Annotated in this window: 12 protein-coding genes; 2 read left to right on the top strand and 10 right to left on the bottom strand. The window is 33.7% G+C overall.

What is annotated here, in order from left to right; genetic code table 11:
* Window positions 1-5 precede the first annotated feature (5 nt).
* The 6 genes from rnc to rpoE all read right to left on the bottom strand — a co-directional run bounded on the left by rnc (window position 6) and on the right by rpoE (window position 5,788).
* Complete coding sequence (gene rnc / locus J5V48_RS06380; RefSeq protein ID WP_219937737.1) at window positions 6-713, bottom strand: ribonuclease III; 708 nt, start codon at window positions 711-713, stop codon at window positions 6-8.
* A gap of 3 nt (window positions 714-716) precedes the next feature.
* Window positions 717-1,649: a signal peptidase I gene (gene lepB / locus J5V48_RS06375; protein WP_288136265.1), complete on the bottom strand. Its 933-nt coding sequence runs from the start codon at window positions 1,647-1,649 to the stop codon at window positions 717-719.
* 20 nt (window positions 1,650-1,669) lie between these two features.
* Window positions 1,670-3,481: a translation elongation factor 4 gene (gene lepA, locus J5V48_RS06370; protein ID WP_219937736.1), complete on the bottom strand. Its 1,812-nt coding sequence runs from the start codon at window positions 3,479-3,481 to the stop codon at window positions 1,670-1,672.
* 128 nt (window positions 3,482-3,609) lie between these two features.
* Complete coding sequence (locus J5V48_RS06365) at window positions 3,610-4,536, bottom strand: sigma-E factor regulatory protein RseB domain-containing protein (RefSeq protein ID WP_219937735.1); 927 nt, start codon at window positions 4,534-4,536, stop codon at window positions 3,610-3,612.
* 55 nt (window positions 4,537-4,591) lie between these two features.
* Window positions 4,592-5,182: a sigma-E factor negative regulatory protein gene (locus J5V48_RS06360; protein ID WP_219937734.1), complete on the bottom strand. Its 591-nt coding sequence runs from the start codon at window positions 5,180-5,182 to the stop codon at window positions 4,592-4,594.
* Between the two features lie 12 nt (window positions 5,183-5,194).
* The gene (gene rpoE, locus J5V48_RS06355) at window positions 5,195-5,788 is read right to left on the bottom strand and encodes an RNA polymerase sigma factor RpoE (RefSeq protein WP_219937733.1); all 594 of its coding nucleotides are present in this window, start codon (window positions 5,786-5,788) and stop codon (window positions 5,195-5,197) included.
* Between the two features lie 235 nt (window positions 5,789-6,023).
* On the opposite strand from rpoE, the gene nadB reads away from it, so the two are divergent.
* Both nadB and J5V48_RS06345 read left to right on the top strand, forming a co-directional pair.
* On the top strand, window positions 6,024-7,634 hold the full coding sequence (nadB, locus tag J5V48_RS06350) for an L-aspartate oxidase (protein ID WP_219937732.1): 1,611 nt from the start codon (window positions 6,024-6,026) through the stop codon (window positions 7,632-7,634).
* A 131-nt stretch (window positions 7,635-7,765) separates the two neighbouring features.
* The gene (locus tag J5V48_RS06345; protein WP_219937731.1) at window positions 7,766-8,281 is read left to right on the top strand and encodes an S-ribosylhomocysteine lyase; all 516 of its coding nucleotides are present in this window, start codon (window positions 7,766-7,768) and stop codon (window positions 8,279-8,281) included.
* A 99-nt stretch (window positions 8,282-8,380) separates the two neighbouring features.
* Here the strand turns inward: J5V48_RS06345 and J5V48_RS06340 are convergent, their stop codons facing one another.
* From J5V48_RS06340 to J5V48_RS06325, 4 genes are read right to left on the bottom strand one after another with little or no spacing between them, the layout of a single operon-like run.
* The gene (locus tag J5V48_RS06340) at window positions 8,381-10,141 is read right to left on the bottom strand and encodes an AIPR family protein (protein ID WP_255557749.1); all 1,761 of its coding nucleotides are present in this window, start codon (window positions 10,139-10,141) and stop codon (window positions 8,381-8,383) included.
* A gap of 9 nt (window positions 10,142-10,150) precedes the next feature.
* Window positions 10,151-11,152, bottom strand: a complete 1,002-nt coding sequence (locus J5V48_RS06335; protein ID WP_219937730.1) for a PD-(D/E)XK motif protein — start codon at window positions 11,150-11,152, stop codon at window positions 10,151-10,153.
* The gene (locus J5V48_RS10030) at window positions 11,139-13,931 is read right to left on the bottom strand and encodes a Z1 domain-containing protein (protein ID WP_219937729.1); all 2,793 of its coding nucleotides are present in this window, start codon (window positions 13,929-13,931) and stop codon (window positions 11,139-11,141) included. The genes J5V48_RS06335 and J5V48_RS10030 overlap by 14 nt, the downstream gene beginning before the upstream one ends.
* Window positions 13,921-15,384 carry an ATP-binding protein gene (locus tag J5V48_RS06325; protein WP_219937728.1) on the bottom strand — a complete coding sequence of 488 codons (1,464 nt, stop codon included), beginning with the start codon at window positions 15,382-15,384 and terminating at the stop codon, window positions 13,921-13,923. The genes J5V48_RS10030 and J5V48_RS06325 overlap by 11 nt, the downstream gene beginning before the upstream one ends.
* Between the last annotated feature and the right edge of the window lie 269 nt (window positions 15,385-15,653).

The following is a 15,653-nucleotide window of genomic DNA, read 5'->3' as shown; positions in this document are numbered from 1 at the left end:
CCTCTCTATTTATATTTCTTTCGTTTATCAATAAGTTCTAATACAAGACCTGCAGCAACCTGCTCAGCTCTGCGTCTTGAAGAGCCACGACCAATCTGTTTTTCGTAGCCTTTAACATTTGCAGAAACCACAAAGATCTGCTCATTGTCTGTTCCCTCAATAGACTCTACCTTATACTCAGGAAGAGGTAAATGAGCTGACTGAAGGTATTCTTGCAGTGTTGATTTATGATCCTTTTGATCCACATCAGGCTTAATTGTCTCAAGTCTTGTCTTAAACCAGCGAAGAATATTCTGTCTCACAAGTTCAAAACTTTCATGAGAATCAATAAACATAGCGCCAATAATAGACTCGACTGCATCAGCAATAAGACTGTCTCTTCTAAAACCGCCTGTTTTAAGTTCACCAGGTCCTAATCTTAATACATTTCCAAGTTCAAACTCTCTTGCAATCTGAGCTAACATTGTTTCTCTTACAAGAGTAGATCTCATTCTTGTCAGATCTCCTTCCTTGCATTTTGGAAATCTGTCATAGAGATCTTTTGCGATAACCATACCAAGGATTGAATCACCTAGATACTCAAGTCTTTCATTATGAATAGGACCAAAGCTTCTATGAGTCAAAGCCTGCTCTAACAGTTTAATATCTTCAAAAGCATACCCAAGCTTCAGTTCTAGATTCTGAAGGGCTATCACATTAGTTTTTTCTGACATTTTTTAATTTATACCGCCAATTCGGTTAAAACGTACTGACTTTGGAATAAAGCTCAGCATTGACTGATCTTTTTCATCAAATTCCAAGGACATCCAGATGCCTTCTGTTTTTCCAACAATATTCTCAAAAGGTACAAATCCCCAGAATCTACTATCCTTGCTGTTATCTCTGTTATCACCCATTGCAAAATAGCAGTTTTCAGGAACCTTCCAAATTCCTCTTTCAAAACCAGGCTGCTTATAAAAATACTCTTTGAGCATAGATGCATTCTGATTTATTCGGATAATATGAGATTCACCCTTAGCAAAGGATTCTTTGTATACATCATAATTCTCAGAGAAACCTAAAGATATCTCCTCTTCATCGGTATACATGAATTGAACATTAACCAGCTGAGCATGTTTTTTCTCTGATTCTTCATGCTTGATGATATACAGATGCTTATCCTGATAGATAATTACATCACCAGGCTCACCTACAACTCGCTTGATGTAATCTATTGATTTATCTTCTGGATATTTGAATACAATAACATCACCACGTTTTGGCATGCCTGTTTCAATAATTACATTATTTGTAAGTGGATTTCTGATTCCATATGCGTGCTTATTAACAGCAATAAAATCACCAGTTAGTAAAGTTGGCATCATTGAGCCTGATGGAATTCTAAAAGGCTCATAGACAAAACTTCTGAAAAGAAAAACAACTAAGATAACTATAAATACAGAACCAACCTGTCCTATAAAATTGGCTGGCTCCATAATCTTCTTTTTTTCCTTTCGGCTAAGATCCTTGTTTGCCTTTAATGCAGCAGCCAGGGCTTCTTTACGCTTTTTCTTATATTTTTTTAAATCAATGAAATAACAGATGCCTGTTACAACACTGGCAAAAAAAAGGATATATGCAAAAAGATTTTCTGAAATTACCTCAATCACGTTCTACCTTCTTTTTTGTATTATTCTTTTCCTACCTTTAATATTGCAAGGAATGCATCCTGAGGAACCTCTACCTTTCCTAACTGTTTCATGCGCTTCTTACCAGCTTTCTGTTTTTCAAGAAGCTTGCGCTTTCTTGTGATATCACCACCATAGCACTTTGCAAGAACATCCTTTCTTAATGCCTTAACAGTACAACGAGCGATAATCTGAGTACCGATTGCAGCCTGAATTGCAATATCAAACATTTGACGAGGAATTACTTCCTTCATTTTTTCTACAACTGCAAGACCTCTTGTACGGCTTACTGAACGGTGAAGAATAATTGCAAGAGCATCCACTCTTTCACCTGCAATAAGAATATCCATTCTCACAAGATCATCACAGTTGAATCGCTTGAAACTGTAGTCAAGGGAAGCATAGCCACGAGAAGCTGATTTGATTCTGTCAAAGAAATCTAGAACAACTTCTGACATTGGAATCTCATAAGTCAATGCAACCTGATCACCATGATACTCAAGACCAGTCTGAATACCACGTTTTTCCTGACAAATCTTCATGATTGCACCAACATATTCCGATGGCATCAACATGCGGCATTCTGCAATAGGCTCTCTGATTTCAGCAATATTTGAAACAGGAGGAAGTGCAGCAGGAGAATCGATATGGATAACCTCTCCGTTTGTCATTAAAACTTCATATACTACTGTAGGAGCAGTAGTTATCAGGTTCAGGTTGTACTCTCTTTCAAGTCTTTCCTGAATGATTTCCATGTGCAGCATACCAAGGAAGCCGCATCTGAAACCAAAACCTAATGCCTTTGAATTTTCAGGTTCAAAGAATAAAGATGCATCATTTAATGACAGTTTCTCAAGTGCATCTCTAAATGCATTGTAATCATCGGTTTCAACAGGGAACATACCTGCATAAACCTGAGGTTTTACCTTCTGGAAACCAGGAAGAGGTGCTTCACAGGCTGGTTTTACATGAGTGATTGTATCTCCAACAGGAGCTGCATGTACTGACTTGATATCACATACAACCCAACCTACTTCACCACAGTTTAAAACATCAACCTTTACTCTCTTAGGAGTTGAAATACCAAGTCCGTCAACCTGCCAAGCAACTCCCTGAGACATAACCTTAATCTTGTCACCACGACGTAAGGTTCCGTTCTTTACTCGGACTAAAGCTACAACACCAAGATAATCATCAAAATATGAATCGATAATAAGTGCCTGAAGAGGAGCATCAGGATCACCTTGAGGAGCAGGAATTGAGGTTACGATTCTTTCAAGAACATCCTGAACACCAAGACCTGTCTTAGCAGAACACATGCAGGCATCATGAGCCTCAATACCAATCAGATCTTCAATCTCATCAATAGCTCTGTCAGGATCAGCTGATGGCAAATCAATCTTGTTTAAAACAGGAATAACCTCAAGATCAAGATTTACTGCCTGATAACAGTTTGCAAGTGTCTGAGCTTCAACACCCTGACTTGCATCTACTACTAATAGTGCACCCTCACAGGCAAATAAAGAACGGGAAACCTCATAAGAGAAATCCACATGACCTGGAGTATCAATAAAATTAAGCTCATAGGTATTTCCGTCTTTTGCCTTGTATTTAAGGGTTACTGCCTGAGCTTTAATGGTAATACCACGCTCTCTCTCAATATCCATGTTGTCAAGGACCTGAGAGGTCATTTCGCGATCGCTTAAACCACCGCACATCTGAATGAATCTATCGGATAATGTTGATTTACCGTGATCGATGTGTGCGATTACAGAGAAATTTCTAACTTTTGAGCGGTCGTAAACGTCTGCCATAATGTTCCTAATAATTCTATGATTACAAAAATTTTCGTTATTTTACCATTTTTACAAAAGGCTTTCACTATTGGTATAACTCATTGTAATTTAGGCAAAATTTTGTTTTTTTACTTTTTTCAGCACTATTATTCATTCGATATTATTTTTGAAAGAATTATTTTTGACATTGCAAGAGGAATTTCACCTGCAACAGCATATTCAAAAAACTGATCTTTTTTTCTGAAAACACTGATAGTTCCGTCAGTTGCAGATGGAATCATGACTGTTGTTTTTGAATTCCTGTATACTCTGAAATCTACAAGCCCATCTGTAAATGTAAGATAGTCAACCATCTCATTTCCCATTTTCTGAACTCCATAATCACAAAGTGCAAAATAAGAAGGAATTGTAAGTTCCGGCCAGATTTCTGCTAAGGAGAGATCCTTTTTTGGATTTAGCTTTATAGAATCAAAAACATCATCAGGAAAAGATCCGTTTTTTGCATTTACAGAATGCATTGCAGTTACAGTGAATTTTGTAACTAGTGCATTTGATGGTGCAATTACACTCATTTCAACAGGAAGATTTGTCTCGTCATCACTGGCTATGAGAAAACTGTATCTTGCATCATCAACAGGAGAGAGTTTAGAAACAACAACCTTTCTTCCTGATATTCTCGTACGACCAACCAAAGTACATTCGTAGTTTTTCAGTATTGTCTGTGAATGCATGATTTTGTCAAAGATTAATGACTGATGCCAAAGCATTGCACCTACATACTCCCGATCCTTATTAAAATCAATTCCCTTAAGTCCTTTTAGCGCATATCCGTCTAATTCTCCATTCAAGGACTTCCATGTAGTATAAGGAGTGTTGTTAATATACAGGTGAGTTAAGGCATACAGATTGATTCCCATGCTGTCTGTATGTGCTATGGTTGCATCAAAATTGTTTGTTGTATACATATTCTGAACATCATAAAAATGTTCAAAACAGCTGTTTGCTGCAAACGCATTAGTAATTACGCTTCCAATAAGAAAAGTAAGTGTTGCTTTAATTGTTTTCAGTTTCATAATATTCCATGAAAAAGGGGGCAAAAGCCCCCTTGATTTGTCTAAATTCTGTTCATCAGTTTGAGGCTGTGCTTACAACATAACCTCTGATGTAATTGTTGATACGTTCAACTTCCAGGGCCTGCTGTTTTTTAAGTTCACTTGAATTTAATTTTACAGCATTTTCAGCCTTATCCTCATCTGTAGACAGGTTTATTTTATTAGATGCCTGTGATGAGGTCTGATAACTTGCAAGATTTACTCCATCTACAGGACCTAATGCATTAGAAGCACTCTCCTGTATAACTGAAGAATCTGCTGTAAAAGTCTGATAACCGATAACTGTAACCGCTGCAACAGAAGCAACCATTGCCATCTGAGCTACTGCAGTTGCCACTTTCCTGAATACGAATTTATAAGTAGGTACTGGTATAATCTTAAGTTCAGGTACAATCTTTTCCTTAGCAATTGTATTCATTACGCTATCAGAGAAAGACATATCGACCTTTCTTGGAAGCTCATTACGAAGTGCAGCACCGATTAGAGAATAATTCTTAAGTGTCTGCTTGTGTTCAGCAGATAAACTTAACTTTTCAGTCTGAGAAGATTCACCATCAAAAAGAGCGGAAAGATATTCTGCATTCTCTGATTCATGTGAAGTTGTCATACCTACTCCCGATTATTTTGCAAACTTTGTCATTCTTTGTTCTATAAATTGTCGCGCTCTGAAGATTCTGGATCTTACTGTTCCAATCGGAACTTTAAGCACAACCGCCATATCTTCGTATGACATTCCCTCTACTTCTCTTAAGGTTATCGCCTCAGATAATTCAGTAGGAAGATCAGCCATAGCGTCGATAATCACTTGCTGCAATTCTTGCGATTCTATTATTCTATCTGGAGTATCTGAACTTGCTAATACACCCTGCTCGTCAATTGACTGAAACTCAGGAGAATCAACATCAAGATGATTTCTTGTTTTATTGTTTGATTCTAAATGTGTTTTTGCTGTATTAACCGCAATTCGATACAACCAGGTATAAAAGGAACTGTCGGCACGGAAGGAATTGATAGCTCTGTATGCTTTAATAAAAGCTTCCTGAGCCACATCAGCAATGTCTGCCTGATTATTTACAAACTTTCCTATAACCTGAAATATCTTATGCTGATACTTGATTACAAGTAAGTTGTAGGCTTCAACATCACCTTCCTGAACCCGCTTCACGATGGCTTCGTCATTTGAAGCTTTAAAATTTTCGTTTACGGATCCCATGTCTTACTGCACCTTTTATACGTTTTGACTAAGTTATTTTTTAAAAGTTCAAAAAATTTTTTTAATCATATTATTTATGACTTAGATATTTTACAGTAAAAGCCAAATAAATGCAGTCTAAAAAAATTTGCCTCTTTTTTTAGTACTCTTAGATATTAAATTTGTGTTAAGTGCATCATAAAAGAGTAAAATTATCACAATGTGTTTTTTATAAATAAGAGCAACAGGTAAGAAAATGAATTACACAACAGATTGTCTTATTATCGGTTCTGGAGCTGCAGGTCTTACACTTGCACTGACCTTAGCAAAAAAAGCTAAAGTTATTGTTCTATCAAAAGAGAACGTTTGTGCAGGTTCTACTAATTATGCTCAAGGTGGCATCGCTGGTGTTTACAATATCAAAGATGATGATGACAGCATTCAGGCGCATATAAAAGACACCTGCATTGCAGGCGGTTTCTTATGTGATGAGAAAACTGTTGAGTTCGTTGCTAAAAATGCACATGACGCTATTCAGTGGCTCATCGATGAGGGAGTTCCTTTTGATCTGAAAGAAACAAAGGTTGAAGATGAACAGTCACCTTATCACCTTCATAGAGAAGGCGGTCACTCTCACAGAAGAATTTTCCACGCAGAAGATCATACCGGTAAATCAATTCAGGAAACTCTTGTTGAAAGAGCACGTGAAAATAAAAATATCACAATTCTTGAAAATCACAATGCAATTGATCTTATTACAACTCACAAGCTTGGCCTTGTAGGAAACAGAGTCGTTGGTGCATACGTACTTGATACAACCACAAATCATGTAATCACAATCAATGCCAAATTCATTGCATTGTGTACAGGTGGTGCATCAAAGGTTTATCAGTATACCTGTAACCCAGAGGTAAGCTCTGGTGATGGTATTGCAATGGCATATCGTGCAGGTTGCCGTGTCGCAAATATGGAGTTCAATCAGTTCCATCCAACAACTCTATATTGCGATGCTGACAGAAACTTTCTCTTAACAGAAGCTCTAAGAGGTGAAGGAGCTCAGTTAAAGCGTCCTGATGGTACAAGATTCATGCAGGATTATGATGATAGACTTGAGCTTGCTCCAAGAGACATTGTTGCAAGAGCAATCGATCATGAAATGAAGAAATTAGGTGCACACTGCATGTACCTTGATATTTCATTTAAAGAGCCTGAATTTGTTAAAAAACACTTTCCAACCATCTATGAGCGTTGCCTAAAGGTTGGTATCGATATCACCAAGCAGCCAATTCCAATTGTTCCTGCAGCACACTTTACCTGTGGTGGTATCATGGTCGATAAAAAAGCAAGAACAGATATTGATGGTTTATATGCTATCGGCGAGTGTGCATATACTGGTCTTCATGGAGCAAACAGACTTGCTTCAAACTCTCTACTTGAGTGTGTTGTTTACGGCAAAGCTGCTGCGGAAAATATCCTTAAGCACCTTGACGATGATGAATTTGATACAGTTGAAATCAAGGACTGGGATGAAAGCCAGGTAACAAACTCTGATGAGGAAGTTATCATTACTCACAACTGGCACGAACTTCGTCTTACCATGTGGGATTATGTCGGTATCGTAAGAACCAACAAACGTCTTGAAAGAGCTATGCATAGAATTGAGATGCTCAAGAAAGAAGTTAGTGAATACTACTCTAACTTTAGGGTATCTAGAAATCTGTTAGAGCTAAGAAATCTTCTAGCTGTAGCTGAGATTATCGTTAAATCAGCAATGAAGAGACATGAATCAAGAGGTCTTCACTATAATCTTGATTACCCAAATACTGAAGAAAAATCAGGACCTACTATTCTCAAGCCAAATGAATAGTTATGAAAAAAGAGGCTAATGCCTCTTTTTTTTATTATCGTTTAATTAATTATTTTTAATTCCTACTATTCATGTCGGTTATTAGTTATATATAATACTAAAAACATGATTTTCAGCTTTAGGAGCTTTTTATGGATTTAATCCCTAGCTTTCAGGTAGACCACACAAAGCTTGTTCCTGGTATTTATGTATCAAGAATTGATACTATCGGAAACGAGTTTGCTACCACATTCGATATCCGAATGAAAACACCAAATGTTGAACCAGCAATTCATCCAAATGCAATGCATTCAATTGAACATGTTGTAGCAACATTCCTAAGAAACGATCCAGAATGGAAAGATAAAGTTATCTACTGGGGACCTATGGGCTGTCTGACTGGCTGCTACCTGATTATGAAAGGTAAACCAACACCTCAGGAGATTCTGCCTCTTATGATAAGAGCATTTGAATACTGCAGAGATTATGATGACGTTATTCCAGGCGCACTTCCAGTTAACTGCGGAAACTACCTGCTTCACGATCTTCAGATTGCAAGATATGAATCAAAGCTTTTTGTTGATATTCTCAAGACAAAACCTTGCTTTGATTATCCAACATCTAAGAGAATCGAAACAGAGAAAGGTTTAACCTTCTTTGATTCTTAATATTAAGTTAAAGGCTCTTCGTGCATAGATATGCAAAATGAAAGAAGGGCCTTAACCTTTGTCACCAGCTTCTTTTAACCACATCCATTTGGCAGTAGGTTATTTTAAAGCATCCTTTTCGTATCTTTCTTGTAATAGTTTCCAGCAATCTTCTTTTTTACACCATTGAGAAATATTCACTCCCGGAGTAGTAGGATTTGAAAAATGGAACCAAACTTTTAAAGATAAAGTCTCAATAATTGAAGCAACATCAGGAGATATTATTTGCTTTTGCCAAATCTCTTGAGGAATAATTCTGTCAGAAAAATATTTTCCTATCAATGCTACTACATAATAGTTTATTTGAGCTTTATACCCACCAAAATTCAAATCGGATACTATCTTATCGCATGACTGAAACAATATAACTTTTGATATCATATCAATATACGTTTCATTTGAAGGTTTATCAATTTTCCCTTCTTGGATCAAACTAGAAAAAAATATAAAATTCGTCTCTAAACCTCTACTTACATAATAAGGATACCCTTTGTAAGCCATTATACATTTTGCTGCTACCGCTTTTGATATACACCTTTTCTTTGGAATTCTTTCCTTAAATTCTTTTTTAGCTTTTGGCGTATTTTGCATATTTAATTCAACAAGATACTGTCCTCTAGCTCGTTCATAGAACCATTGCTCCGTTGGTTTTCCTTTTTCTACAGGAATAAATATCTTTCTTGATATATTCTCCATTTCGATATGATAATCATCATTGGCATTAAAGTCAGACATATTAATTTTGTTTTGACTATTTGCATACTTAGAAATATTAGATATTATCTGATTAGATTCATTTGTATTTTTTATTACAATAAGCTTAATTTGCACACTTACCTGATCTAAATCATTTTGTCCTTTAAAAACATTAAATATTGAAGCAGTAGTCTGACCACCATTCACAATCTGCCAACCAATTATTTCTGAAACCGAAACTATCACATCATCAGATTTAAACTCATCATCAAATTTAATGCCATCTGCAATAGTTGAAATACCATTGTTATATGCCATAAACATATCAGGTTCATTTAGTAAAGATTTTTTTATTCCCTTATTTACTGAACCTGTAGCCTGAAGATATGATCTAACATTTTTTTGAATTAATGCTTGGCCTTCATCTTTATATATTTTTGCTAATAATTCACCAGAAATAGCTCCAATGAAACAATCGTAAGTTGAACTATTGATTGGTGCTTTTATCATTTTTAATGAAGTAGAATATTTCTCCTTTAATTTAATTATTAATGGCCTGCTTTCAGTATTTCTTGAAAAAATTATTCGATGCAATCTTTCAATATCATATACATCAAATTTAATTACATAGTCTTTAAATTTACAATCTTCTGGAATATAGTTCTTCGATATATCATTTGTAATAAAAATGATATTAACATTTTGAATATTGTTTAATCTTTCCTTTATGTAGGTATATGCTTCATACCCATCAGAACTGTGTTCTAAATTTTCTAAATCACCAGAAATACAGGATTTAAAGTACTTCAGCCCAGCTTTTAAATATTGATCAATATCTTTTTTCCACAAAGTTGCATAAGTATTTTTTGAATCATATTTTCCAACAATTAATGTTAATGTTTGAAAAAATTCACTATATGAAACACCATCAAGTTTTATATTTTCAGATTGCTTTTGAAAATCATATAATTGAGCATCTTGCAAATTATCAATACCATTATCATTCAAATATGAGAGAAAAATTTCCTTAAAAGACTGATTTATCGTACTTGTTTCATGTTCAATCTGATATTTTTTTACGTCGTCATTAAATTCACAAAAAAAGTCTTGAAGATTTTGCGCCATTATTTATTCCTATAAGAAGTTTTTTAATTCTTTAAGATTTACCAGATATTCTTCGCAAGTTTCTATATTTACGTTATACTCAACATTATTTATACCTTTAGGTAATTTGCATCTTGCAATACAGGGAAAATCATCTTTTATGCAATATAAATGCTCACATCTTAACGTGTAGCTACTTTTATAATTCTCCTCTAAGGAATCTACATATCCTACCTTGAATAATTTTTCATTAAATGAATTCAATGAGATATCATCTTTACTCAAACTATTACGGATTTCTTTTATTAAGAGAGGTAATGTATTTGGTCCGGACTCATCACGACGAAATGCAAAAAAAGACAAATATAACATTCCAGAAACATCTCTTTTATCCAATTGATATTCATTATTTATGTGAGCCTGATAAGGAGCCTGTTTTGATGTAGTTTTTACTTCAATTGCATTTTTTCCTATATAAAAATCATGCGTTTCTTTTTTGGGACCGGCCCATGAATTAACAATATTTTCTCCAAAAGTTTGTATTAATTTGTTTAATAAAGTTAGTTCTCCATACAACCCCAATTCTTCATTTTTACTTAACAAAAGATCTTGTCTAGTACTAAAAAAATTTTTCCATTTCTTAAGTACACCATTAATTGTATTAACATATTTTTCTGGATCTGTAATTGCTTCAAGATGTTCTCTTATATCCTCAGCAACAATTTCAAATATCATTGAATCCGTGCTATTTTTTTGAGTATAACAAATGCATAGTTGATCATTTGTATATGCATCTAAAGACTTAACACATGATTCAATTCCATAGCATGCTTCTATTTTTTTGCTTAAATTAGGTGACAATATTGGAACACAAATGGCTCTTAATTTATCTTTTACTGAAACAGAATAAATTAAAGAAAGTTCATTACTCAAAGAATATTTTCTGTAAACACAATCTGATTCGGTATAAGAATTAACAGAAATTTCTGCAATCAATTCATTGAATATCTTTGCTGATTTATCCCTCGTCATCTAGTTCCTCCATAGCAACTTCATTTAATCTATATGACTGAAGTTGACCTTTACCTAATCTATCTGGAAAAACAGTGGCAAAGCCGTATGGAGCAATACCATTATTTGTTTTTAGGTTTGATTGAGCCCATCCTATTGGATATAAAATTAAATATCCATGAGAAAAATCCCTAAGCTCCTTTCTAACAATTCTTGCTAAGATTTGTTTATCTTTTTCTAATTCATTTCTTATTTTTACAGCAAGATCTAATTTACTTTTATCAAAATCTAACTCTGCATCATCACCAGAAACTATTGCACCAAGATCACAATAATCTTTATCACAATTAGAGAGGTTTTTATTCGTGTTTCTCTCTATTCCTTGTACCGTAATATTTGCTATTTTGGATACATACTCATTGTTCTTATCTTTTACAACTAGTCCATTTAAACAAACAGTCCATTCAATTAGCCCCCCATATTTATTCATTTCTTTGATATATTCAGCAATGTGCCTCGAACTAGCACGTGTAGCGTGTTTTGAAGTATGATAGTTTTCAAAGAAATCTATAATATATGAACTACTTACTCCCCCATAAAAATGTTTACCATTTTTATCGTTCAAACCTATAGGCAAATTTTCATTGGATTGGTCATAACATAATTTATAATTCTTTATAGACACGAGCAGCTTTTCAACAGCTTTGTAGTTGTTTTCGATTATTTCTGGATTTGTATCCAATATTCTAGTTTGTACCAATTTACAACTAAAATCTGATCGATATTCTTTTCCTGTTCTTAATTTATTTCTAGCTGAAATCAAAATATCAGGATTTGTGGCAACTTTTAGACCAAAATTTTCAGGATCTGATTGAAGAACATCCATATCTTCAAACTGTTGAGATAAATTAGCTACAGAATAAGAAATATGCCTAAACTTTTCAAACAATTCCTCTGTTGAATAAATTCTGCAAACATCTATATATCCATTTCTGTAGCCAAACCAACGCCCCATTTGCATCAAAGTATCCATCGTTGAGGATACTCTCGAAAAATAGCTTATTGATAAACCTTCTAATGTCAAACCTCTTGATAGCTTATCTCCACCTATTGCAATAACGTTAAAAGGCTTACCTTCATATTTTTTATATACTAAAGCATCATCCGATTTTCCATTAATACAAAATATCTTTATCCTATGCTCAGGCTTTGCAATAATATTTTTTATTTCTGACCATACATTATCAAATTCAATAAAAGTGCAACCTTTTGAATATGCTTCATGATCTGAATGCATTTTTTGATTTGTGTTTTTAAAATCAGTTTCATACAAGTTTTTAAATTCTCTTTTTATTTGTCGATCATTATTTATTATTTGAGAATTTAAATAATCTAGATGTTCCTTAATTTGATTTTGTATAATTTTTTGTTGATCCACAAATCTTACAACATGAATCAACATTGTATTTGGTTTATTAATTTGCCCTCTTTGATTTCTTACAGCTACTGCAATATAGAAGGCCATAATTGATTCAAGTAATTCTTTAGGAAGCTCGTCATAAAACATCCCTCCATCTTTATTTTTATGACCATAACTCATACCTTCTTCTGATGTGATCGCTCTCAATAAAGGCATGTGATTATAAGCAATATATTCATCTCCAAAGCCAAAAAACTCCTTTGCACCGATATATAAGCTTGGTCGGGGAGCTTTAACTATGAAATCTCTTGGAAATAAATCTTCACCAAATTCTTTATCATTTGTTTCTTTTGGAATAAAAATATTCGCAAAAGGTGTAGCTGTATATCCAACATACGATCTACATTGAAAGATATTTAATAATTTTCGAATTAACCCATTAATTGCAGATGGATCTTCACTGTTAATAGGATCTTTCGTATTAATTGAGGCTTGATCCGCTTCATCGTCAATAATTAATGCTGGATATTCTGGACTTATTACTTTTTTATCTTCATACGGAATTGCGAATGGACTTTTTGAAAAATTGTCAATTATGGTTCCTAATACTTTTGCGTTTTTCTTTGTAACAATAATATATGGAGGAAAATATGAACCAGTGGCTCTAGAGGAAATGTCACCATTCTCATCCCTATTTGTTAACGACTGTAATCCACCAATCTCTAAATTGCTTTTTACTAATCCAACACCTACACTATTTTGTTTTTGCATATCGAAAGAGTTATTTGAGGTCTCATAACCTAATACCTCCTCATCTATTCTTGTTTGAGTTTGACTTCTCAAGCTATTATGCATACCAGTGAGAACAATAATGATCTTATAGCCGGCAGAATAGGCCTTATTTATTAACCCCATATAGTGAGCAGTCTTTCCTGCTTGAACGTCACCATAAACCAATCCAATTCTGTCATCTATTTGCTTTTTGTTTGGGTTTACTAATAGATTCATCACCTTATCAATTGATGAATCCAAATCTGTAATCGATGTGTCACTCCAACCTGGTTTTAGCTCAAGATAATTTTTATATCTTCTCCAATAACTTAGTTTTGCGCCCTTTTTATAATTATCCCACCAATCTTTATCTCTAATATTTTTAGATGCAATCACTTTTCCAGAATTCCCAACTTGAGTTACTTCTGTGTAAAGAATATTTTCTAAAAATGATATTTCATCAAAAAAACTTTCATATATACTGCATACTTTTTTTACAGCATCACTTACAGACATATTCTCTTCGTCAACAAATCTTTTGCATTTTTTTACTGCCGATAATACAAGATGTTCTTGCTCTTCTGGCAAATAAGTTAAATCATTTATCACGAATAGACTCCAATATACTGTTTACTTGATCATTAATGTAATTATATAATGGCATATCATTAATGGTTTCTATAATTTCTTCTACAGAAAACCCTTGTGCAAAAAATACTTTTATTATTTTTGTTAATTCAGCAATATCCTTTTGACGAACTGATTCATCGACATTTATCTCATTTGAGGAACATGTATTTACCATGCAATTTTTCATATAAGGAGCAAAATTTTCAATCAAAGATATGAAAGATTTTAATTTTTCACGCCCCATATCATCAAGTTCAGATCTAATCGAATCAAGAATAGGATGTTTTTTATTAATCTTAAAAAGATATCCATTTTTTGTTTTTGTTTGCTCCCAAACGAAGTCTAACTTAGGTACCAAAGGTGATTTAGAATACGCTCCTCTTGAATTGAAAACCTTTGTTGATCTTGATGTACAATCAAACACAGTTGCAAATAAACGATCTCTATAAGCGCTCGGCAAAGAAGCTCTGGATTTTTTTATATCTATTTTCCAATATTCATCGGACTCTGAATTTATATCAATTTTAATTCTGGCTAAGTTGAATGCAGGCTCTTTTTTAACTAAATTAAACCAAGTACCGCTTATAATTAGTCTGCGATTCCTATATAAATATATTCCCTGATTTAAATTCCAGCCTCTGTATCCGGCTGCCTCTTCATATGCAGATTCGGAAATAAATTTGGTTTTATGTGGTAATACATAAGGTTGAATTGTTGCACAAGTATTGTATTCTGAGTCCCATAATTCTTCTGATGGTAATTCCTGCGTTGCAGAATTATCTAATACAAAAGGGTCCCATGCTTCTAATAAATTATCGTTTACATATATCCTTAAGCCATCTTCTTTAATAAATCTGTGAAAAACTACTCTTAAATGCTCAGTAACATCACGTATTACTGAAAAAAAATATTTTTTCAAATTTGAGCTTTTATTTCTTTCTTTGAAAACATCTAACTTTTTAATAATTACAGCTGTTGAACTTAGTTGCTCTTTATCTAAATACTCTTCATATATACCTTCATCATCGATTATTAATTTCCACCCCAATTTATCAACTGAATCTAAATCCCAAGATGCGTTTGACATCAATCCATTCTTATTTGTGACAACTATTAATTGTCTTCCTAGAGAAAAAGAGGCTGTTTTTAACCCCATACCAAAACGTCCCAAGTCTAAATCATCTCGTGATGCATTCGGATCTGAAGAGCCAATTTTCATATTTTCATATAGCTCATTTTTTGACATTCCTATGCCATTGTCTTGAATAACAATTTCTTGTTTTTCCCAATTAAAATTGATTTTAATTTCTGTCGCTTTTGCTGAAATTGAATTATCAACAATATCTGCAATAGCAGCGTCTTCTGCATATCCAACAGATCTCAAAGAATTAAGTAAAAGTGAAGCTTGAGGAATTGATTCGTATGTAGACAATTTATCACCAATGAAATAAGACTTATTAGTAAAATAAGAAACTCAGAGTAAAAGTCAAATTAACTTGTCATTTTTTATAGTTTACCAATACATTACCCCATAAACATATTGAAAAAAAATAACTTTCCTTACTTCTTTTAAAGAATATACCAATTATACTATCAAAAACAATCATAAAATATTAATTATTCTTTTTTTACGGTGACCAAATGAAGCGGACATTGGTCACATTTGTCTAAAATTATAAATGGCTGTAGTTAGCGTACAGT

It is taken from the genome of Succinivibrio faecicola, from assembly GCF_019448115.1.
In the GTDB taxonomy this organism is placed as follows: domain Bacteria; phylum Pseudomonadota; class Gammaproteobacteria; order Enterobacterales; family Succinivibrionaceae; genus Succinivibrio; species Succinivibrio faecicola.
The sequence above is the reverse complement of the archived record's forward strand: the minus strand, read 5'-3'. Positions and strand labels throughout refer to the sequence as shown.